Origin of the sequence: Massilia sp. TWP1-3-3 (genome assembly GCF_049897805.1) — a bacterium.
Classification (GTDB): Bacteria; Pseudomonadota; Gammaproteobacteria; order Burkholderiales; family Burkholderiaceae_D; genus Telluria_A.
Map to the genome: position 1 here is coordinate 26610 of NZ_JAFCWX010000032.1, position 20734 is coordinate 47343.

The following is a 20734-nucleotide window of genomic DNA, read 5'->3' on the forward strand; positions in this document are numbered from 1 at the left end:
AGTTCCCACCGAGTGGCACCTCGGCAAGAAGACGATAGCAACTTTCAAAAAATTTTCGCGAAGGCACCGTCGCCGACCTACCGCGAAAACAGCAGCGTATGCTGCGCCGCCCCCGGCAACAGCGGCAACATCTTCCCCTGCACCCAAGCCTGGTGCCCCGCCAGAAAATACGGCGACAGCGGATGCCCGCTCTGCCCTCCCGGCATGTTGAACACCCCCTGCTCTTCCTTCCCCGGCGTGACCGTCATTCGCTCGGACTGCCCCAGCCTGTTCCCCGCCACGCGCGGCATGTTGGCGTCGCCCGGCAGCCGGTCCTGCGGCGCGGCCAGCCAAAATCTCAACCAGGGCGCCGCAGCGCTGATCGGATGCGCGATCGCGGCCTTGTTGCGCCTGCCCCAGGTGGCGTCGGCCAGCGCCGTCCCGTCGCGCGTCACCTCCTCGATTGCCCTGTCCACCGCCGCCAGCTGCAACGCGCGCCAGTTCGCATACCCGGGCGGCAGCCAGGCTGCGGGCTGCTCGTCGAGCAGGCGCGCCACCACCACCGGCCAGCGCGAACTGGCCAGCGCCATCGTCGCCTTGTCGTCGAGCCTGGCCACCTCACTGTCGGCGCGCCCATACAGCAGGTCATGGAGCGAGAACATGAACTGGCGCGCCAGCAGGTATCCGGCCGAATCGGCGCTCGCGTGCCCCGTCCAGCCGCGCTGCAGCAGCGCCAAAAATTGCGCGCGCTGCGGCTTGCCTTTAATGGCGGGCGCATCGAGCACCCCGAGCGCGCGCTCCCGCCACTGCGCGATGAACAGCGCGCGGTCGTCGAGCGCCACGCCATATGCCGCGGCCACGTCGACCTGCGCACCCAGCGCCAGCAAGCCCTCGCGCACTTGCCGATGCCGCGCGCCGAGGTCGAAGCCGCCGTCGCCGATCAGCCGTGCACCGTCGCCCTGCAGCTGGCGGCTGTTCGCGCTTGACAGTTGGCCCGCCGCCGGGTTGACCAGGCGCGGATAGGCGTGCGGCGCCAGCGCGCCGTCAAACGACGCCTGCGCACCATTAAGCGCAAGCGGAAATGTGGCCGCCACGCCAGGTTGTGCGCGGAGCGCCAGCACGCCGGCGATGGTCCAGCCGATATTGCCGCGGTCGTCCCCGGCGATAAAATTTTGCGCCGGGATGCCCAGCGTGTTGGCAATCGCCAGCGCGTCGCCCACGGTATCGACCGTCTCCAGTTGCCGGGGCTTGAGGTTCAGTGCACCGGCGCCATGGGCCATCCAGTGCACCGCATACGTCTTGTCGCCCACCACGCGAATCGGTCCCAGGGAGCTGTCGCGCACGGCCATCTTCTCGCTTGCCGCGCCCTTGACGAGGATGGTCTCGGCATGCACGGCCGGCGTTTCCCATCCGCCTGGCGTTCGCACCTGACCCGGCCGGGTGCCATCGACGCCCAGTTCGACCAGGTCGAGGTAGTCGCCATAACTGTTCGAAAAGCCCCACGCCACGCGCCCATTGCTGCCCACCACCACGACCGGCGGCGCACCAGGCAGCGTCACGCCCACCACGCGCCGCGCCTTGCCCTGCGCATCCGGGAACCGCAAAGCGAGCCGGTACCAGATGTTGGGCAGCTGCAGGCCAAGGTGCATGTCGTCGGCAACGATGGCCGCGCCATCTTTGCTGCGCGCGCCGGCGATCGCCCAGTTGTTGCTGCCGACCGCGTCGATCGCCTCGGCTGCCGCGATGGTCGCCACGCCGGGCTGCTTCGGTTTGCCCCACCACGCGGGCGCAGTGGGAGGAATGGGCACGATGGGGGCGGCACTGCCGTCGCCATCGAGCAGCGCGTCCCAGGCGCTCGATTCCGGCAGCAGGAACGCGCGCTGCGCGGCGCTGCTGTGCTGCGCCACCCAGCCGCGCGCCAGTTCGCGCGGCTCCAGGTTGCCTTGCAAGTCAAAATACATGGCACATACCACCAGCAGCGAGTCGGCCGCCTGCCACGCGCGCGGCTGAACGCCAATGAGCCGGTACTCGAAAGGATGGGCGGCCAGCCTGGCCAGGCCGTCATTCACGCCGGCCACATAGCGGTCCAGGAAGCGCCGGTCGTGGGCGTTCATGGCCGCCAGCGCCAGCTCGGCACGGGCGCGAAAGCGATGCAGCCGGTGTGCCCGGTCAACCTTGATGGCCCTGGCGCCGAACAGCTCGGCCAGCTCGCCGGCGCCCACGCGCCGCAGCAAATCCATCTGGAAGTAGCGCTCCTGCGCGTGCACGAAACCGGTGGCGTAAGCAACGTCAATGCGATCGGCGCCGCTGATAAGCGGCACGCCATAGTCGTCGCGCGCCACGCTGACGGGCGCGGCGAGGCCGCTCGCGTGCACGGCGCCGTCGAGCAACGGCAGGCTGGCGCGCAGATACAGCCAGGCCGCCATCAGCGCCACGGCTAACAGCACGGCCAGCATGCCGGCGATGCGCAGGGGCCAGCGCATCATCGAACGCATGTGCATCCTCGCTTATGCATCACGTTTCCTGCAATTGAACGAGCCTGCATCTTGCCACGAAAATATCAAAAACGCCCCCGCAAAAAGTTCGCCGAACCAGATTGAGCCAGATCAGAAATGAACATCACCCAGCTTCTAAGCTAGACCATGGCTGGCCCCTTGCTGGCGCTTGACTACGGAACAAGGAGATTGCAATGCGAAAACTCATCATGGCGGGCCTGGGCGCCCTGTTGCTGGCCGGGTGCACCACGCCGCAGCAAAGGGCGGCCAACATGCAGGCCGAAATGAACGAGATGATGGTGGTGTATGGGCCTGCCTGCGCGCAGCTGGGCTACCCCGCTAACTCGGACCAATGGCGCAATTGCGTTTTGCAGCTGAGTACAAAAGAGGAAATTGAGCGCACTGGCTATCCCAGCTACTCGGCTGCTTACGGCCGGGGCCACTGGGGCCTGAGCGGGCGCTGGGGTTCGTACTGGTAGTCGTACCGGTAGTCGTGCCGGCAGTCGTGCTTGTAGTCGTGCTTGCAGTCGCACTGGTAGTCGTACTGGCAGTCGTACTGGCAGTCGTACTATTGGTGTTAAGGTCAGGCAAGCCGGCCCAGGCGCGTGCAAAAGCGCCCTTGGTCACGGCTTGGCGCGACACCAGCAAGCGCTCGATCAGGCGCTGGGCGTGCGCCACCAGCGCCGGGTGATACGCGTCGCGCGGGTGCAGCGCCAGCCGCACCAGCGGCGCCTTGCGCTGGGTGCGTTCGGCCAGGCTGACGAGCGGGGGCGACAGCGCCCTTCCCGCGCGATTGCGTGCGGCATACACCAGCGCCGGGGCGAGCAGCTTGCGCGCGGGGTGCAGCACATGGAAATGCGTGTAGGTGGTGGTGTAAGTGAACCGGTACTCGGCCACTGCCGCCCACGCCTGCTCGCCCAGCAGCCAGGCCGGCGCCACGAACCCGTCCACCGGCCAGCCGCGCTGCGCGAACCACGCCAGCCCCAGCTCGATGCGGCGGCGCGCGTCGGCGCTGTCGATGTCGGCGAACTCTCCCTCGCGCTCCGTATACACGGTGCGCAACAGGCGCCGCGGCAAGCGCCCGCTCAGCGGCGCGTCGTCGCGATGCGTATAGCCATGCAGCGCCAGCTCATGCCCCTGCGCCAGCAATGCTTCAAGCATCAGCTCATACGAGCGCGAGCGCAGCGCGCTGGCGTGATAATTGGGCACCACCAGCCATGTCAGGGGAATGTCGGCCACCTCGCGCACCGCGCGCAGCAAGTGCAGGCATTCGGCCCAGGTGGATGGCGCTACGTCGTGGATCGACACGCACAGCGCGCCGTTTTCACTGTCATTCAGGAACACAGAACCCCTCCGTTTGAAGATCGGCCCGCTCGCGCGAGGCCAGCAAGCCGGCGTAGCGGCTCATAAGCTGCGGCATGATGGCATTCCAGTCGTAATGGTCATGCGCCCTGGCGGCGGCCGCGAGCGACAATTGTTCCAGGTCGCACTGATAAATCGCCTCGATGCCCGCGCACAGCCCCGCCACGCTATTGGGCGGCACCAGGATGCCGGTGTGCTCGTCGACCAGCTCGGCAATGCCGCCACTGGTGGTGGCGACCACCGGCAAACCGCAGGCCATGGCCTCAAGGACGATCAGGCCGAACGTTTCGCAGTCGCCCGGATGCACCATGACATCGCAGCTTGCCAGCAGGCGCGCCAGCGAGCGCTGGTCGCGCTTGAACGGAATGAAGCTCGTTTGCGGATAGTGCGGCAAGGTAATGCAGCCGCCGCCCACCAGCAGCAGGTGATACGGCCGTCCCAGTTTGCGCACCGCATCGATCAACAGGCCGAGTTTTTTCTCGTGCGTGAAGCGGCCCGCGTAGACCAGCAGGCGGGCGTCGGGCGCCAGGCGCAAGTGCTGGCGCAGTGTGCCCACGCGCCGGCGCGGCGAAAACGTGCCCACGTCAATGCCCAGCGGCTGGTGAATGGCGCCCGCCACGCCCATGCTGCCGAGCTGCTGCACCATCAGCCGGCTGGGCGCGAGCACCATGTCGAACTGGCTGTAGAGTTCAATGAGATAGCGCCGCGCCACACCCATGCCGGCCCGCCCGAAGCGGCGGTACATCAGTTGGTGCAGGTCGGAATGGTAATACGCGACGGCGGGCACCCCGAGCCGGCGCTTGGCGCGCAGCGCCGCCCAGGCGCCCGGCCCGGCGTCGCCCGCCTCGATCAGGTCCGGCTGCAGGCGCGCGATGATGCGCGCCGTGCCGCCCACCGACAGCGGCCAGCGGTAGCCGTGCATGCCCGGCAGGCGCAGGCCCGGCACACCCACTAGCGCCGGCGCTTGTCCGACGCTGGCAACGTTGGGGCTGAGAATGCTGTGCCGCACGCGGTCGCGCTGCGCCAGCCAGCGTCCTTTAGCGTTCAGGTAGGTGCTCACGCCGCCCCCTTCGGCGGCATAGAACATGGTGATGTCGACCAGGTGCATCCGTATGGCTCCCGCGCCCGCGTGGCGCCGTGGCGCCGTGGCGCCGATAAGTGAGCCAACGATACCAGCCGAGTCCTGACCGCGTTTGCGCACACGCAAACGGCGCGGGGCCACTTACAGCACGCCGTCCTTGCGCATGGCCGCAATATCGGCATTGGAATAACCGAGCTCGCGCAGCACGCCATCGGTATGCTCGCCCAGCGCCGGGCCCAGCCAACGCGTACCGCCCGGCGTGGCCGACAGCTTGGGCGACACCGCCGGCATCTTGACCGGCGTGCCGTCGGCAAACTGGTGCTGCTCGAACATGCCGCGCGCCAGGTATTGCGGGTCGCTCATCATGTCGCGTACTGAATAGATTTTGCCTGCCGGTACATCGGCCGCCTGCAGGGTGGCCAGGGCACTATCGATGGTGTGCGTGGCGCACCATTGCCCGATGGCTGCATCGATCTCGGCGCTGCGCGGCACCCGGCCATCGTTGCGCGCCAGTTGGGGGTCGCCCGCCAGGTCGATGCGGCCCATCGCCAGCATCAGGCGCTTGAAGATGGCGTCGCCATTGCCGGCGATGACGATGTTTTCACCGTCGCCCGTGGTGTAGGTATTCGATGGCACGATGCCCGGCAGCGCGCCGCCGGTGCGTTCGCGCACCACGCCGGCCACGTCGAACTCGGGCACCAGCGACTCCATCAGGTTGAACACCGATTCGTACAAGGCCACGTCCACCATCTGGCCTTCGCCTGCCGCGCGCCCGCCGGTCGCGTCGCGGTGGCGCAGCGCAACCAGCGCGCCGATCACGCCGTGCAGCGCCGCCACCGAGTCGCCGATCGACACGCCCACCCGCACCGGCGGACGGTCCGGATGGCCCGACACGTAGCGCAGACCACCCATCGATTCGCCGATCGCGCCAAAGCCCGGCTGGTCTTTCATCGGTCCGGTCTGGCCAAAGCCGGACAGGCGCACCATGATGACTGCGGGGTTCTCGCGTTTGAGCTGCTCGTAGCCGATGCCCCATTTTTCGAGCACGCCGGGACGGTAATTTTCAACGATGATGTCCGCCTCAAGCGCCAGCTGCCTGGCGATCGCGCGGCCGCGTTCATCCTTGAGGTTGAGCGTGATGCTCTTCTTGTTGCGCGACTGGACCGACCACCACAGCGACGTGCCATCCTTCAGGATGCGCCACTGGCGGATCGGGTCGCCCCCATCGGGCGCTTCGACCTTGATCACGTCGGCGCCAAATTCGCCCAGCATGCGCGCGCAAAACGGGCCGGCGATCAGCGTGCCCAGTTCCAGCACCTTGATGCCCGCCAGCGCGCCCGGGCGCAGCGTGGACGTCATCAGGTGGCGCGCCGGTCGAGCATGGCGCGCGCGATGGTGCCCGCGTCCACGTATTCAAGTTCGCCGCCCACCGGCACCCCGCGCGCCAGGCGGCTCACTTTCAGTCCGCGCGCCTTGAGCATTTCGCTGATGTAGTGCGCCGTTGCTTCGCCTTCGTTGGTGAAGTTGGTGGCCAACACCACCTCGCTTACCACGCCGTCGGCGGCGCGCTCGATCAGCTTGTCGAGATGGATATCCTTCGGGCCGATGCCGTCCAGCGGCGACAAGCGCCCCATCAGCACAAAGTAGCGGCCCTTGTAGGTCAGGGTCTGCTCGATCATCAGCTGGTCGGCCGGCGTTTCGACGACGCACAGCAAGGCCGTGTCGCGCGCGTCGTCGCTGCACATGTCGCAGATGTCGGTTTCAGCAAACGTATTGCACAAGGCGCAGTGGTGCACCGAGTCGACCGCCTGGTACAGCGCGCGCGAGAGCATGGCTGCACCCTCGCGGTCGTGCTGCAGCAAATGAAACGCCATGCGCTGCGCCGACTTGGGGCCCACGCCCGGAAGCCGGCGCAACGCTTCGGTCAGGAAGTCGAGCGACTTGGACATCGATCGTCTTTAAAAAGGCATCTTGAAGCCAGGCGGCAGCTGCATGCCGGCCGACAGACCACCCATTTTTTCAGCCGATACCGCTTCGGCCTTGCGCACCGCGTCGTTGAAGGCGGCGGCCACCAGGTCTTCGAGCATGTCCTTGTCGTCGGCCAGCAGCGACGGATCGATCGTCACGCGCTTGACGTCGTTCTTGCACGTCATGACCACCTTGACCATGCCGGCGCCGGACTGGCCTTCGACTTCAACCAGCGCCAGCGCTTCCTGGGCCTTCTTCATGTTGTCCTGCATGGATTGCGCTTGTTTCATCAAGCCTGCGAGCTGGTTCTTCATCATGATAGTTCTCCGGGATGGTTAATAAGGGAATAAATAGTCAGGGTGCGGGAGCGCCGGGCGCGGGACGCACCGAGCCGGGCACGATGAACGCGCCAAGGTCGCGCATCACATCCTTGACGAAGTCATCGTTCATGACCGTCTCTTCGGCCACGCGCTGGCACTCGGCGCGCAGCGAAATCGCTTCGGCGCTGGCGGTGTACCAGACCGGCCCGATGTCGATTTCGACCTGCACCTTGGTGCCGGCAAAATGGTCCTGCAATGCGGCCTGCAGTTTTTCGGTGTTGCCGCTGGCGCGCAGCGTATCGATCGGCACGCGCAAGCGGAACGTGGTCACCAGATCGTCCACCGTGCACGACGCCAGCTCGGTCTGGAACGCCAGCTGCTGCGACACGCCGCGCAGCGGCAGCAGTGCGGCCAGTGCCGGCCAGTTGCCGTCCCACGCAAGCTCGGGGACCGGCGTGATCACGTATGGGGGCCGCGCGCGGGCCGCTGCGCGTGGCGCGGCTGGCGCCGCCGGCGCTGCGGGCGGCATGTCCTGCGCCACGGCGCTGTCATCGGAAAAATCGGTTGCCCATGATGGCGGCTCGTTTTGGGCGTCGTCGTTCTGGGCATCGTTCGGCCCGTCATCCTGGAATTGTACAGGCGAACGTTGTTCCGGTGCGCTCTGCACGGGCGCGGCCGCCTCCCACGGCGGCGGGGCTTTTGCAGCCGGCGCAGAGGGAGTTTCCGGCACCGGCACCGGCGGCGCGGTCAATGCCGCGGCGGCATCGGCCTGGTTGGTCTGTGCGGTGGAACGGCGCGGCGCGGCATGCCGACCGCCGCTGGCCGCGCGCGCAGCTTCGAGCGCGGCGTTGATGGCGGCGCGCGCCGGGCTGGACGCGGGGGCGCCGGGCGCCGCCGGCGCAGCTTGCTGCACGCTCGCCGCCTGATGCACGCTCGCCGCCTGCTGCACGCTCGCCGCCTGATGCACAGGCGCAGGCGGCGGTGGCGCCGGACGCGGTGGTGGCGGCGACGGCGACGGCAAGACGGCCGCATGGCTGGCGACAGCCGCAGCGGCGGCGCGTGCCGGCGGTGGCGCGGCGGGACGCGCCGGCGCAACGGGGCGCGCCGCTGCCGGACCGGAGGCCACGCCTTCGGCGCCCCCATTACCCGGGCGGAAAGCGAGCATGCGCAGCAGCGTCATTGTAAAGCCCGCGTATTCGTCGGGCGCCAGGCCAATCTCGTTACGGCCATGAACGACGATCTGGTAATACAGCTGCACTTCTTGCGCATCGAACGCGGCGGCCAGGCGATGGATGTCGGCCAGCTCGGGCAAGTCTTGCGGAACCGCCGTCGGCACGCTTTGCGCGAGCGCGATCCGGTGCAGCAGCGTGCCCAGGTCTTGCAGCGCGCCGTTGTACGACAGGCTGCGGCTGGCCATTTCGTCGGCCACCGCCATCAGGTCGGCGCCGTCCTGGTTGACCAGCGCGTCGAGCAGGCGGATCAGGTAGGACTGGTCGAGCGCGCCGAGCATGCCCTGCACCGCGTCGAGCGTGACTTGCCCGGCGGCGTAGGCGATGGCCTGGTCGGTCAGCGACAGCGCGTCGCGCATCGACCCATGCGCGCCTTGCGCCAGCAGCCGCAGCGCCGGCTGCTCGAAGCTGATGCCTTCCTGGCCGAGGATGTTGTCGAGGTGGCTGATGATGTGCCCGGGCGGCATTTGCTTCAGGTTGAACTGGAGGCAGCGCGAGAGCACGGTCACGGGAATTTTTTGCGGGTCGGTCGTGGCCAGGATGAACTTGACGTGCTCGGGCGGCTCTTCGAGCGTCTTGAGCATCGAGTTGAAGGCGTGGTTGGTCAGCATGTGCACTTCGTCGATCATGTAGACCTTGAAGCGCGCGTTCGACGGCGCGTACACGGCCTGTTCGAGCAGCTGGGCCATTTCATCGACGCCGCGGTTCGATGCCGCGTCCATCTCTATATAGTCGACAAAGCGGCCGGCGTCGATCGCGGTGCACGCTTCGCACACGCCGCACGGGTTGGCGGTGATGCCGCCGCTGCCGTCCGGGCCGATGCAGTTGAGCGACTTGGCCAAAATGCGCGAGAGCGTCGTCTTGCCCACGCCGCGCGTGCCCGTAAACAGGTAGGCGTGGTGCAGGCGACCCGTTTGCAAGGCGTGCGTGAGCGCGCGCACGACGTGTTCCTGGCCGACGAGCGTGTCGAAATTCTTGGGACGGTATTTGCGGGCGAGGACTTGATAGGACATGCGTGGATTTTACCGTATGTGACGCACCGGACGGGGCGAAAAGAGCCATTGTAACAAGCTATGCCGAAGCGGGGAAACGGGTTGGGGTAATGCGGATGCGGCCGCCGGAAGCGACGCGGGAATGACAAGGACTGAAAGATCGAAAGAGGCGAGCCTGATCTGCGGCACTTATGGTTAACGGCCGTGGCTGCTTCGTTCCCGACCTGACCAGGTTAGCCATGCCACAATGCGCAGGGGCCCGCCAGCTGTGATTATAACCGACCGTGGCGGTTTGTGGGGAACACTGCGCAGCGGGTGTCGTTGGGCTCGACGCTTCGTTAACCTGAGCAGTGAGCCCGCATATGTTTTAAAGCCCCAACTCCTGCCAGATCTGATCGACCTTGCTTTTCACCTCAGGCGTCATCGCAATGGTCGTCCCCCACTCCCTCGTCGTCTCCCCCGGCCACTTGTTAGTCGCATCAATCCCCATCTTGCTCCCCAGGCCGCTGACCGGCGACGCAAAATCCAGGTAATCGATCGGCGTGTTATCGACCAGCAGCGTATCGCGCATCGGATCGACCCTGGTGGTGATCGCCCAGATCACCTCTTTCCAGTCGCGGATATTGACGTCTTCATCGACCACGACAATAAACTTCGTATACATAAACTGCCGCAAGAAACTCCACACGCCGAACATCACCCGCTTGGCATGGCCGGCGTACTGCTTTTTCATCTGCACCACGGCCATCCGGTAACTGCATCCTTCCGGCGGCAAATAAAAATCCGTGATCTCGCTGAACTGCTTTTGCAGCAGTGGAATGAAAACCTCGTTCAGCGCCACTCCAAGCACCGCCGGCTCGTCCGGCGGCTTGCCTGTATACGTAGAGTGATAAATCGGATCGCGCCGCATGGTGATGCGGTCGATCGTGAACACCGGAAAACTGTCCTGCTCATTGTAATAACCCGTATGGTCGCCAAACGGGCCTTCCAGCGCGTGCTCATAGCCGGTCGGATGATTTGGATCGGCATAGATGTGCCCTTCCAGCACGATCTCGGCCGATGCCGGCACCCGCAGTTCGCTGCCGATGGCTTTGGTCAGCACCGTGCGGCTGCCGCGCAGCAAACCGGCGAACTGGTATTCCGACAAGCTGTCCGGCACCGGCGTCACCGCGCCCAAAATGGTGGCCGGATCGGCGCCCAGCGCCACGCACACGGGATACGGCTGCCCCTTGGTCGCAATCCCATGCTCCCTGAAGTCGAGCGCACCGCCGCGGTGCGCCAGCCAGCGCATGATGACCTTGTTTGGCCCCAGTACCTGCTGGCGGTAAATGCCCAGGTTCTGGCGCTTTTTGTGGGGACCCTTGGTAATCACCAGCCCCCAGGTAATCAGGGGCGCCACGTCGCCCGGCCAGCAATGCTGGATCGGCAGGCGCGACAAATCGACGTCATTGCCTTCCCACACGATTTCCTGGCAGGGCGCGCCACGCGTTTCCTTGGGCGACATGTCCCACACCGCCTTGACCAGCGAACCGAGTCCCATCAAATCCTTGAACCCTTTGGGCGGCTCCGGCTCCTTCAAGCGCGCCAGTACGTGCCCGATCTTGCGCAGTTCACCCACATCGTCCGCCCCCATCCCCAGCGCCACGCGGCGTGGTGTTCCGAACAGGTTTCCCAGCACCGGGATCGTGTGTCCGGTCGGTTTTTCGAACAGAATAGCCGGCCCGCCGGCGCGCAAAGTGCGGTCGCAGACCTCCGTCATCTCCAAATAGGGTGAAACTGGCAAGGAAATCCGCTTCAACTCGCCCATTTCTTGCAGCTGAGTAACAAAATCTCGCAAATCTGAATATTTCATCGGTTTATTTATGTTTTTTTCTGGGACACATGGTTGTTGAAATAGCCATGCCAAGTGATTGATTTAACAGGGCTTTGCTGCGTTGCACCAAAATAAGTCAGATCTAAAAGTAATAAAGATCAATCGTGTTAGTATTGACTTGATATATGCGACCTCCTACAATTCGCCCTAGTTGATGAGACAGCGCGGTCCAAGGACTTGATTTTAGCTGTTCTCAACCTTTCACGGGGTCGGGGCCCCAACGACATTTAATGGAGTGTTTTCAATAGGCGTCAGCCTAGTCCCCGAAAACAGTTGTTTTGCCACTGGTCCAATACCACAGGGAACGACCAGCTGTAGCAAGCAATGACGGCGTTTCGTTGACCGCAGCAGCGGCGACAAACGATATTTCTGATGCACGGCAATAGAAAGCCCGCTGCGCTTACCCGCGGTAATGGGACAACTTTTGTCGCGACAAAGGGGAATTCGATGATACATCGTTTCAACGGGGCGACAGCTAAGTTCGCCCAGACAATGGCCGCCCGGCCAGTGACGTGGACTTCCGTCGCCAAAACGGCACGTGGTTTTGCGACCACCATGCAACACACCTTGACCGTCGTTGGTCTTTCCGCCCTGGCGGTGGTTGGCGTCCTGTATGCCCGCCCCGATATGGCGCACCAGATGTCGCAGTTCCTGGCGCCTGCGCAAGTGCTGGTTGCCCAAGCAGACGCACCAGACGCACCAGAAGCAGCGTCCGGCATCATGCAAGCCGAAACCACCGTACCCGCCGAAGCAACAGCCGGCGCACGGGCAGAGGCCGGCGTGCAGGCTGCACCGGCCAACAGCAAGCAGCAGAAAATGGTCACCAGCTGGCTGTCGAAGCGCTATCGGGTTGCCGGCGACGCCACCAACATGCTGGTATCGACTGCTTACACGACCGCTAACGAAGTGAAAATCGACCCACTGCTGATCCTTGCGGTGATGGCCATCGAGTCTGGTCTGAATCCCTTTGCGGAAAGCCCGGTCGGTGCGCAAGGCTTAATGCAAGTCATGTCCAAGATCCACCACGCCCGGTTCCAGAAGATGGGCGGCATCCAGACTGCCCTCAATCCGGTTGCCAATATCCGTGTTGGCGCCCAGATCCTGAAGGAATATGTCAGCCGCGGTGGTTCCGTTGAAGCCGGCCTCAAGACTTACGTCGGCGCCGCAGCGTTCGACACCGACCAGGGCTACGGCTCCAAAGTGCTGGCCGAATACAAGCGCCTGAAGCTGGTTGCCGGCGGCAAGCAAGTACCGACCTTCACCGCGCCTTCGATTGCTGCCCCTGCAGCGGTCGTGGCCGACAAGGCAGCCCCCGCAGTAACGCCAAAAGCGGAAAACGCCCCTGCCGTCATCGAAGGCGAACAGCTCGCGGTACTGCAGTAAGCAAAACCCAGTCGCAAAAGCATCAAGGCCGTTTTGCACGCATCGTGCAAACCGGCCTTTTTATTTGCTCAACTATTTCCGCCACCTCCCCCGGGGGAGATTGTGCTTGGCGGGCGTGTTGTGGTGGCGAAGGGCAAAAAAAAGCCGCGCGGCTTGGGGCGGGCGGCTCCTTTATAGTTAGCTGGCGAATCGGTCAACGACGCGTGTCGCCCGCCACTTCATCAGCGCGCAGGATCGGCGCGAGCTTGTCGAGCACGCCGTTCACATACTTGTGCCCGTCAATGCCGCCGAACGATTTGGTCAGCTCGACCGCTTCATTGATCACCACCCGGTAGGGAATATCGAGGTTGTTCTTCAACTCGTAGGCGCCAATCAGCAGCACCGCGTGCTCGATTGGCGAGAGCTCGGCCACGGTGCGGTCGATCAGTGGCGCAAACGCTTCGCGCAGCGCCACCGAACTTTTGATCGCGCCGTACAGCAGCACCGCAAAATGGTCGGCGTCGGCTTTTTCAAACCCGTGCGCGGCGCGAATATTGTTGACGACCGTGGTCGCGTCTTCGTTGTTGAGCAGCCATTGGTACAAGCCCTGCAAGGCAAACTCGCGCGCGCGGTGGCGCGGCGTGCGGTTCTTGCTCGGGTTGGCGTGCAAACTTTTATCTGTCATGGTACGTGCCTGTTCTTCTGTAATACGGGGACTTAGTCTTCTTCAGCTTGCAGTTCTTCGAGCGCGATCAGCAGGTTGGCCATTTCCACAGCCACACGCGCTGCGTCGGCGCCCTTCTCTGCCATGCGCACTTCAGCCTGCTCGTCGTTCTCGGTGGTCAAGACTGCGTTGGCGATCGCCATGCCGTAGTCCAGGCCCACGCGCGTGATGCCGGCGCCCGACTCGTTCGAGACCAGCTCAAAATGGTAGGTCTCGCCGCGAATCACCGCGCCCAGCGCAATCAAGGCGTCAAACTGCTCGGTCTCGCACATTTTTTGCAGCGCCAGCGGGATTTCCAGCGCGCCCGGCACGGTCACGTGCAACACGTCTTCGTCCGACACGCCAAGGTGCTTGAGCTCGGCCAGGCACGACGACAGCAGGCCGTGCCCGACGTCGGCGTTAAAGCGCGCCTGCACGATGCCAATGCGCAGGCCGGCGCCTGTCAGGTTGCTTTCATAGGTTCCAACGGTCATGGCGTCTCTCTTTTGTATGGGTTACGGGTAGTGTACTTCAGGCGGCCGGCTTGGCCAGGTATCCGGTGACCTCGAGGTCGAAACCGGTCATCGATGGCATCTTGCGCGGGCTGGCCAGCAATTGCATCTTGCCAACGCCCAGGTCCTTCAGGATTTGCGCGCCAATGCCGTAGGTGCGCAGGTCCATGCTGGCCGCGCGCGCCTGGGGCCGGGTTTCCGGCGCGTCGAGCGCTGAAAACTGGGCAAACATCTGGTCGGCCGATTCGCCGCAATTGAGCAGCACCAACACGCCGCGCTCGGACTCCTTGATCGCCTGCATCGCCGACGCCATGGTCCACGAATGGGTGGTGGCCTTGTTTTCCAGCAGGTCCAGGATCGACACCGGCTGGTGCACGCGCACCAGCGACTCCAGGTTGGGCGCGAGTTCGCCGTGCACCATGGCAAGGTGGGCCGAGCCGCTCGGCTTGTCGCGGAAGGCAATCAGGCGAAATTCGCCAAACACGGTACTCATCGGACGCTCGGCCACGCGTTCCACCAGGCACTCGTGCTCGCTGCGGTAGTGGATCAGGTCGGCAATAGTACCGATCTTCAATTTGTGTTCGGCCGCAAATTCGAGCAAGTCCGGCAGGCGCGCCATGCTGCCGTCATCCTTCATGATCTCGCAAATGACCGAGGCCGGCGTCAAACCGGCCATCTCGGTCAGGTCGCAACCGGCTTCGGTGTGCCCGGCACGCATCAGCACGCCACCGCGCTGGGCCTTGAGCGGGAATATATGGCCAGGCTGGACGATGTCGCTGGCCGTGGCGTTCTTGGCCACCGCTACCTGGATGGTCTTGGCCCGGTCGGCCGCCGAAATGCCGGTGGTCACGCCTTCGGCCGCTTCGATCGAGACAGTAAAATTGGTGCCGAACGAGGTGCCATTGCTGGTCGTCATCATCGGCAGCTTGAGCAGCTTGCAGCGCTCTTCGGTCAGCGTCAGGCACACCAGGCCGCGCGCGAATTTCACCATGAAATTGATCGCTTCGGGCGTGACGAAATCGGCCGCCAGCACCAGGTCGCCTTCGTTTTCGCGGTCTTCCTCGTCAACAAGGATGACCATGCGCCCGGCGCGCAGTTCGGCAACAATTTCTTGGGTGCTAGAGATAGACATGCGGTATTTCCTTCGGTACGGGCTGCATTTGCGCAATCCGCTATTTTAAAGGATTTACCAGAGTTCAACTGAGCTAAGATACAGAGGATGCCGCGACGCCGCTTCAGCAACTGCCTGAATGAAAAATTCGTTGCATCAGGACAACGATATTGTCATACAGTAGGAAAATTGTGAACTTTTTCGAATTCCAATGCAACATAGTGATTGCCTGCTTTATGATCGGGTGACGACGTCGCCGCGGTATCCGCCGTGCGCGCTTCCTGGAGTGCCTAATGCTTGTTGCCTTGCCCGCCCTGACCCGCCGTCCCCGCCCCGCGAATCCCTGTCCCGCACGCGCGGAGCACGCCTGATGTCCGACGACCTGTCCGGCTTCCAGACCATCCTGTGCGGGCTGACCCCGCTCGGGCTGGAGGCGGCCGCGCACAGCCCCATCAGCTATGCGCTGGGCGCGGCCGAGCACGACATCGGCGCGCTGCTGGTGGCCCAGACGGTGGCACCGGCGCTGGCCGGCGCCATCCGCGCCCTGGTGGCCGAGCGCATGGCCGGCCTGCGCGACATTGCCGCGCGCCTGGCCACGGTGGAAGACCTGGGCCTGCGTTTGATCGGCGAGCGCGATTCCGAGCAAATGATCGCCCGGTTCCTGGAATCGGCCACCCGCATCATGAAAGCCGACCACCTGGCCGTCTGCCTGCTCGACGCCAAGTCGCACCAGACGTGCCACTTGAGCGCGCACGGCTTCGACCCGGAAATCCTGGCCCCGCACGCGAACACCCGCGAGCGCTTGCCCGGCTCGCTCCTGAACGCGGCCAACGCCGTGCTCATGCACAGCCTGGATGCGACCGGCATCAAGGGCTTGCCCGACAAGCACCCGCCGGCCGGCACCTTCCTCGGCCTGCCGGTGCTCGAACACAACCGCCTGCACGGCTGGCTCTACTTTACGCGCGCGCCGCTCGCCGCCCCGTTCGACAGCGAGGACGAGCGCTTCGCCGCAACGCTGGCCGCGCAGCTCGCCGTCGCCTACGAAAACCTGACGCTGTACCAGTCGGTGCAGCGCCACGCGGCGCAACTGCAGCTCGAAGCGGCCGCGCGCCAACAGTCCGACCTGGCGCTGCGCGAAAGCGAACAGCGGCTGCGCCTGGCCGCGCGGATTTTCGAAAGTACCCAGGAAAGCATCATGATGACGGACGCGAACGCCGACATCATCGCCGTCAACGCCGCTTTTGAACTGAGTACCGGCTACACGGAACAGGAAGTCAAGGGACGCAATCCGCGCCTGTTGATGTCGGGCCGCCACGACAGCGCCTTTTACCGCGCCATCTGGAGCGCGCTGCAAAACCACGGCCAATGGCGCGGCGAGATCTGGAACAAGCGCAAGAACGGCGAAATCTACCCCGTGCGGATCGCCATCGACACCGTGCGCGGCGACGATGGCCAGATCAGCGCCTACGTCTCGGTCTCGAGCGACGTCAGCGCGCTCAAGGAAGCGCACCACCAGGTCGACTTCTTGTCGAACCATAATCCACTCACGCTGCTGCCCAACCGTGCGGTGCTCATCGAGCGCCTGCGCACCTCGATTGCCGCCGCGCGCGACGGCGAACGTCAGATCGCGCTGCTGCTGTTTAACCTGGACCGCCTGCAGCGCATCAACGACAGCCTGGGCCACGAAACGGGCGACTCCATGCTGCGCGAAGTGGCGCGCCGCGCCGGCGTCCTGGCCGGCCCGCACGACGTGCTGGCCCACCTGGGCGGCGACGAATTCGTGCTGCTGCTGACCCAGTGCCTCGATTCGGACGACATCGTCGAACACGCCGGCGCCCTGATCGAAGCGGTGGCCCGGCCTTTCGACGTGGGCGGGCACGACCTGATCGTCACCACCAGCGTAGGCATCAGCATCTATCCACGCGACGGCGCCAACCCGAGCGAACTGTTAAAAGCGGCCGACGTGGCGCTGTCGCACATGAAGGACACGGGCCGCAACGGCTTTCGCTTCTTCAAGGGCGAAATGAACGCGCAGGCGCTGCGCTGGATGTCGCTCGAGACGCATTTGCGGCGCGCCATCGAGCGCGGCGAACTGTCGCTCAACTACCAGCCGCAGGTCTCTATGGCCGATGGCAAGATCTGCAGCATGGAAGCGCTGCTGCGCTGGCGCAGTCCCGAGCTGGGCCAGGTCGCCCCGAACGACTTTATCGCGCTGGCCGAAGACACCGGCATGATCCTGCCGATCGGGAACTGGGTGATCCGCCAGGCCTGCATCCAGAACAAGGCCTGGCAAGACGCAGGCTTGACGCGCCTGCGCGTGGCGGTCAATGTCTCGGCCCACCAGTTCATGGTTGGCACGGTGCCGCAGGTGGTGCGCGAAGCGCTGAGCGAAAGCGGCCTGGAAGCGCGCTACCTGGAAGTGGAGCTGACCGAAAGCGTGATGATGCACGACACCGAAGCGACCGCCGCGCAGCTCACCGAGCTGACCGAGATGGGCGTGTCGATTTCGCTGGACGACTTCGGCACCGGCTATTCCTCGCTCGGCTACCTGTCGCGCTTCATGCTCGACAAGCTCAAGATCGACCAGACTTTTGTCCGCAACATCACGACCGAACCGCGCAGCGCGGCCATCGCCCAGGCCACCATCGCGCTGGCGCACGGCCTGTCGCTAGTGGTGATTGCCGAAGGCGTCGAGACCGAAGGCCAGCTTGCCTTCCTGAAGGCGATCGGCTGCGACGAAGTGCAAGGCTACCTGTTCAGCCGCCCGGTCCCGGCCGACGAAATGGGGCGCCTGATGAGCGGCGCAACGCCGCTGTTGCGCCTTCCCGCAGCATAAAGCAAGACAGGAGTAGAATTCGGCTCTCCTCTTTTGACCAGACCACGCCGATGTCCAAGCACTTTGCCCGCTCCGCAGTCTCCGCCATTTTGCTGTTTAGCTGCGTCTTGGGCGTACAGGCCGCGGTCAACCTGGGCGAGGCGTTGCCGGTGTCGACGCAGGTGGTGGTCGGCAAGCTCCCCAACGGCCTGACCTACTACCTGCGCAAGAACGGCAAGCCGCAAAACAAGCTCGAACTGCGCCTGGTCGTCAAGGCCGGTTCGATCCTGGAAGACGACGACCAGCAAGGCATGGCCCACATGGTCGAGCACATGGCATTTAACGGCACCGCCAACTTCAAAAAGCACGAGCTGGTGTCCTACCTCGAATCGATCGGGGTGCGCTTTGGCGCCGACCTGAATGCCTACACCAGCTTCGACGAAACGGTCTACATCCTGCCGATACCGACCGCCAAGCCGGGCAACGTCAACCAGGGCTTTCGCGTGCTGCGCGACTGGGCGCAAGGCGTGACGATGAACGGCAGCGACATTGACCAGGAGCGTTCGGTGGTGCTGGAAGAACTGCGCCTTGGGAAAGGCGCGCGCGACCGCATGGACAAAGTTTTGATGCCCAAGATTTTCAATGGCTCGCGCTATGCGCAGCGCCTGCCGATCGGTCAGGAAGCGATCATCACCAAAGGCTCGCACGAGGCGCTGCGGCGCTTCTACAAGGATTGGTACCGGCCGGACCTGATGGCCGTGGTGGTGGTGGGCGACCTCGATACGCGCGAAGCGGAACGGCTCGTCAAGCTGCATTTCGGGAGCTTGAAAAATCCCGTACCCGAGCGCGCGCGACTTGAAGCGGAAATTTCGCCGCGCGGCGCGACCGAAGCGGTCGTCATCACCGACAAGGAAGCGAGCGGCAACTCGCTGCTGGTGCGCTACCCGGTGCGCCCCGCCAAGGAGAGCGCCACCATCGGCGGCTACCGCGACGACCTGGTGCAGTCGCTGTTTACCACCATGCTCAATGAGCGGCTGGGCGAACTGACGCAACTGGCCGACGCGCCTTTCATGAGCGCCGGCAGCGCCGTCAGTCGCCTGACGGCGCGCTACGAAGCCTACAGTGCCTCGGCCACGCTGGGCGCGGGCGGCGCCGCGCCGGCCATCGGCGCGCTGGTGCAGGAAAATGCGCGCGCCAGCAAATTCGGCTTCAGCGCCGCGGAACTGGAGCGCGCAAAAAAGAACATCTTGCGCAGCTACGAGCGCGCCTACAACGAGCGCGAGAAGACCGACTCGGCCGCCCTGGTGGGTGAATACATCCGCAATTTCCTGAACCAGGAAAGCATACCGGGGCTGGATAACGAAGTGAAGTACGCGCGCGAACTGATTCCCGGCATTTCGCTTGACGAGATCAACCGCTATGCGCGCGAGGCGGTTCCCCTGGATGCGCCCAAGCTGGTGGTGTACATGGGTGCGGCCGGCAGCGGCAGCCTTGCCACGCCCACCAGCGAACAGCTGCTGGCCTCCTTCAGCGCCGCCGAACAGGTCGCGCTCAAGCCGCGCGACGAGCGGGCCTACGCCACCAGCCTGATGGCGGCCAAGCCGGCGCCGGGCAGCATCGTCAGTGAAACGCAGGACAAGCGGCTTGGCCTGACCACGCTCACGCTGTCGAACGGCGTCAAAGTCATTGTGAAGCCTACCGATTTTCGCAACGACCAGGTGGTACTGTCGGCCACCCGGTTTGGCGGCGAATCTCTATTTGGCGAACCCGATGTGCTCAACGCGCGCTATGCGAGCACGATCGCCGCGAGCATGGGCGCGGGCGCTCATACGCCGCTGGAGCTGTCCAATATCCTGGCCGGCAAGAGCGCAAACGCGAGCGCCTCGCTTGGCAGCTACACCGACAGTGTGCGCGGCGCGAGCGGCGGCAACGATGTCGAGACCATGCTGCAGCTGGTGTACCTGAAATTTGGCCCGGTGCGGCGCGACCCGGCGCTGTTTGCCTCGCTAATGGGCAAGCAGCTCGAGTCGGCGCGCAACGCCATGGCCCAGCCCGAGGCAGTGTTCGAAGACACGCTGGCCGCCACGCTCTACAACAACCACCCCCGCGTGCCGCGCGTGCCGCGCCCCGAGGACTTCGCCAGGATCGACCTTGACCGCGCGCTGGCCATTTACCAGCAGCGCTTTGCCAGCGCGCGCGACATGACGTTCGTGATCGTCGGCAGTGTCGACATCGCCCAACTGCGCCCCTTGATCGCAACCTACCTCGCCAGCCTGCCAACGAGCCCGATTGTCGCGCTCTATCGCGACATGGGGATTGAACCGGTGCGCGGCGTGCTCAAAAAGGAAGTGCGGGTCGGCAGCGAAGCGAAAAGCACGGTGTCGATCAATTTCACCGGAGCGGCACAGTATTCGGAAGAAGAGCAGATGCGCCTGTCGGCCCTGCTCGAAGTGATGAACATCCGGATCATCGAAGTGCTGCGCGAGAAAATGGCACTCATTTATGGTGGCGGCATGAGCGGCGCGATCGGCAAGGTGCCCAAGCCGCACTACCGCATCGCGGTCAACCTGCCCACGGGGCCGGACAAGGTCGAGAAAGTCATCGCCGCCGCGTTTACTGAAATCGAGCGCATGAAAACCCAGGGACCGTCGACCTCGGACTTGAACAAGGTCAAGCAAGGCTGGCTGCAGGATCACCGCAAGGCGCTGCGCGAAAACGGCTACTGGCTGGGACGGCTGCAAACGTCACTGCTGCAAGGGAGCGACCCGGCCACGCTGCTGGCCTACGAAGCGCAGGTCCAGGCGCTCACGCCGGAAGACCTGAAACAGGCGGCGCGGCGCTACTTCAATCTGCAGAACTACGTGCAGCTGGTGCAGTACCCTGAAAAGAAGTGATACGGCTTTTAAAGCAATGGCGCCCGGAATGAATCATG

14 protein-coding genes and 1 other RNA gene are annotated in these 20734 nt (G+C 64.4%); 3 read left to right on the forward strand and 12 right to left on the reverse strand.

The window, feature by feature from the left end; all coding sequences use genetic code 11:
* Positions 1 to 77: 77 nt before the first annotated feature.
* From ACP7D4_RS23400 to ubiD, 9 genes are all read right to left on the reverse strand, one after another.
* Positions 78 to 2480 carry a penicillin acylase family protein gene (locus ACP7D4_RS23400; protein WP_426211611.1) on the reverse strand — a complete coding sequence of 801 codons (2403 nt, stop codon included), beginning with the start codon at positions 2478 to 2480 and terminating at the stop codon, positions 78 to 80.
* 333 nt (positions 2481 to 2813) lie between these two features.
* Positions 2814 to 3818 carry a DUF2334 domain-containing protein gene (locus ACP7D4_RS23405; protein WP_426211612.1) on the reverse strand — a complete coding sequence of 335 codons (1005 nt, stop codon included), beginning with the start codon at positions 3816 to 3818 and terminating at the stop codon, positions 2814 to 2816.
* Positions 3805 to 4944 (reverse strand): glycosyltransferase, encoded by a 1140-nt coding sequence (locus ACP7D4_RS23410; protein WP_426107332.1) that lies wholly within the window; start codon positions 4942 to 4944, stop codon positions 3805 to 3807. The genes ACP7D4_RS23405 and ACP7D4_RS23410 overlap by 14 nt, the downstream gene beginning before the upstream one ends.
* A gap of 114 nt (positions 4945 to 5058) precedes the next feature.
* Entirely contained in the window at positions 5059 to 6276 is a 1218-nt protein-coding gene (locus ACP7D4_RS23415) for a CaiB/BaiF CoA transferase family protein (RefSeq protein ID WP_426107330.1), read from the reverse strand.
* Complete coding sequence (gene recR, locus ACP7D4_RS23420; RefSeq protein ID WP_426107329.1) at positions 6276 to 6866, reverse strand: recombination mediator RecR; 591 nt, start codon at positions 6864 to 6866, stop codon at positions 6276 to 6278. The genes ACP7D4_RS23415 and recR overlap by 1 nt, the downstream gene beginning before the upstream one ends.
* Positions 6867 to 6875: 9 nt before the next feature.
* On the reverse strand, positions 6876 to 7202 hold the full coding sequence (locus tag ACP7D4_RS23425; RefSeq protein ID WP_426107328.1) for a YbaB/EbfC family nucleoid-associated protein: 327 nt from the start codon (positions 7200 to 7202) through the stop codon (positions 6876 to 6878).
* A gap of 37 nt (positions 7203 to 7239) precedes the next feature.
* A complete protein-coding gene (locus ACP7D4_RS23430) occupies positions 7240 to 9447 on the reverse strand; it encodes a DNA polymerase III subunit gamma/tau (RefSeq protein ID WP_426211614.1) in 2208 nt (735 codons plus the stop codon).
* 144 nt (positions 9448 to 9591) lie between these two features.
* Positions 9592 to 9690, reverse strand: an RNA gene (gene ffs, locus ACP7D4_RS23435) — signal recognition particle sRNA small type.
* A 103-nt stretch (positions 9691 to 9793) separates the two neighbouring features.
* Entirely contained in the window at positions 9794 to 11278 is a 1485-nt protein-coding gene (gene ubiD / locus ACP7D4_RS23440; RefSeq protein WP_426107325.1) for a 4-hydroxy-3-polyprenylbenzoate decarboxylase, read from the reverse strand.
* Positions 11279 to 11854: 576 nt separating this feature from the next.
* On the opposite strand from ubiD, the gene ACP7D4_RS23445 reads away from it, so the two are divergent.
* Positions 11855 to 12682 (forward strand): transglycosylase SLT domain-containing protein, encoded by an 828-nt coding sequence (locus ACP7D4_RS23445; RefSeq protein ID WP_426211616.1) that lies wholly within the window; start codon positions 11855 to 11857, stop codon positions 12680 to 12682.
* Between the two features lie 193 nt (positions 12683 to 12875).
* Here ACP7D4_RS23445 and nusB read toward each other — a convergent pair whose 3' ends face one another.
* Genes nusB through ribBA form a run of 3 tightly spaced genes read right to left on the reverse strand, consistent with a single transcriptional unit; the run spans position 12876 to position 15008 of the window.
* Positions 12876 to 13346: a transcription antitermination factor NusB gene (gene nusB / locus ACP7D4_RS23450; RefSeq protein ID WP_426107321.1), complete on the reverse strand. Its 471-nt coding sequence runs from the start codon at positions 13344 to 13346 to the stop codon at positions 12876 to 12878.
* 32 nt (positions 13347 to 13378) lie between these two features.
* Positions 13379 to 13858 carry a 6,7-dimethyl-8-ribityllumazine synthase gene (gene ribH / locus ACP7D4_RS23455; protein WP_426107319.1) on the reverse strand — a complete coding sequence of 160 codons (480 nt, stop codon included), beginning with the start codon at positions 13856 to 13858 and terminating at the stop codon, positions 13379 to 13381.
* A gap of 37 nt (positions 13859 to 13895) precedes the next feature.
* Positions 13896 to 15008 carry a bifunctional 3,4-dihydroxy-2-butanone-4-phosphate synthase/GTP cyclohydrolase II gene (gene ribBA / locus ACP7D4_RS23460; RefSeq protein ID WP_426107317.1) on the reverse strand — a complete coding sequence of 371 codons (1113 nt, stop codon included), beginning with the start codon at positions 15006 to 15008 and terminating at the stop codon, positions 13896 to 13898.
* A 349-nt stretch (positions 15009 to 15357) separates the two neighbouring features.
* On the opposite strand from ribBA, the gene ACP7D4_RS23465 reads away from it, so the two are divergent.
* Together ACP7D4_RS23465 and ACP7D4_RS23470 are read left to right on the forward strand one after the other, a co-directional pair.
* Positions 15358 to 17823, forward strand: coding sequence for a bifunctional diguanylate cyclase/phosphodiesterase (locus ACP7D4_RS23465; protein ID WP_426211618.1), 2466 nt, complete (start codon positions 15358 to 15360; stop codon positions 17821 to 17823).
* Positions 17824 to 17873: 50 nt separating this feature from the next.
* Positions 17874 to 20696 (forward strand): M16 family metallopeptidase, encoded by a 2823-nt coding sequence (locus tag ACP7D4_RS23470; RefSeq protein WP_426211620.1) that lies wholly within the window; start codon positions 17874 to 17876, stop codon positions 20694 to 20696.
* The last annotated feature ends 38 nt before the right edge of the window (positions 20697 to 20734 follow it).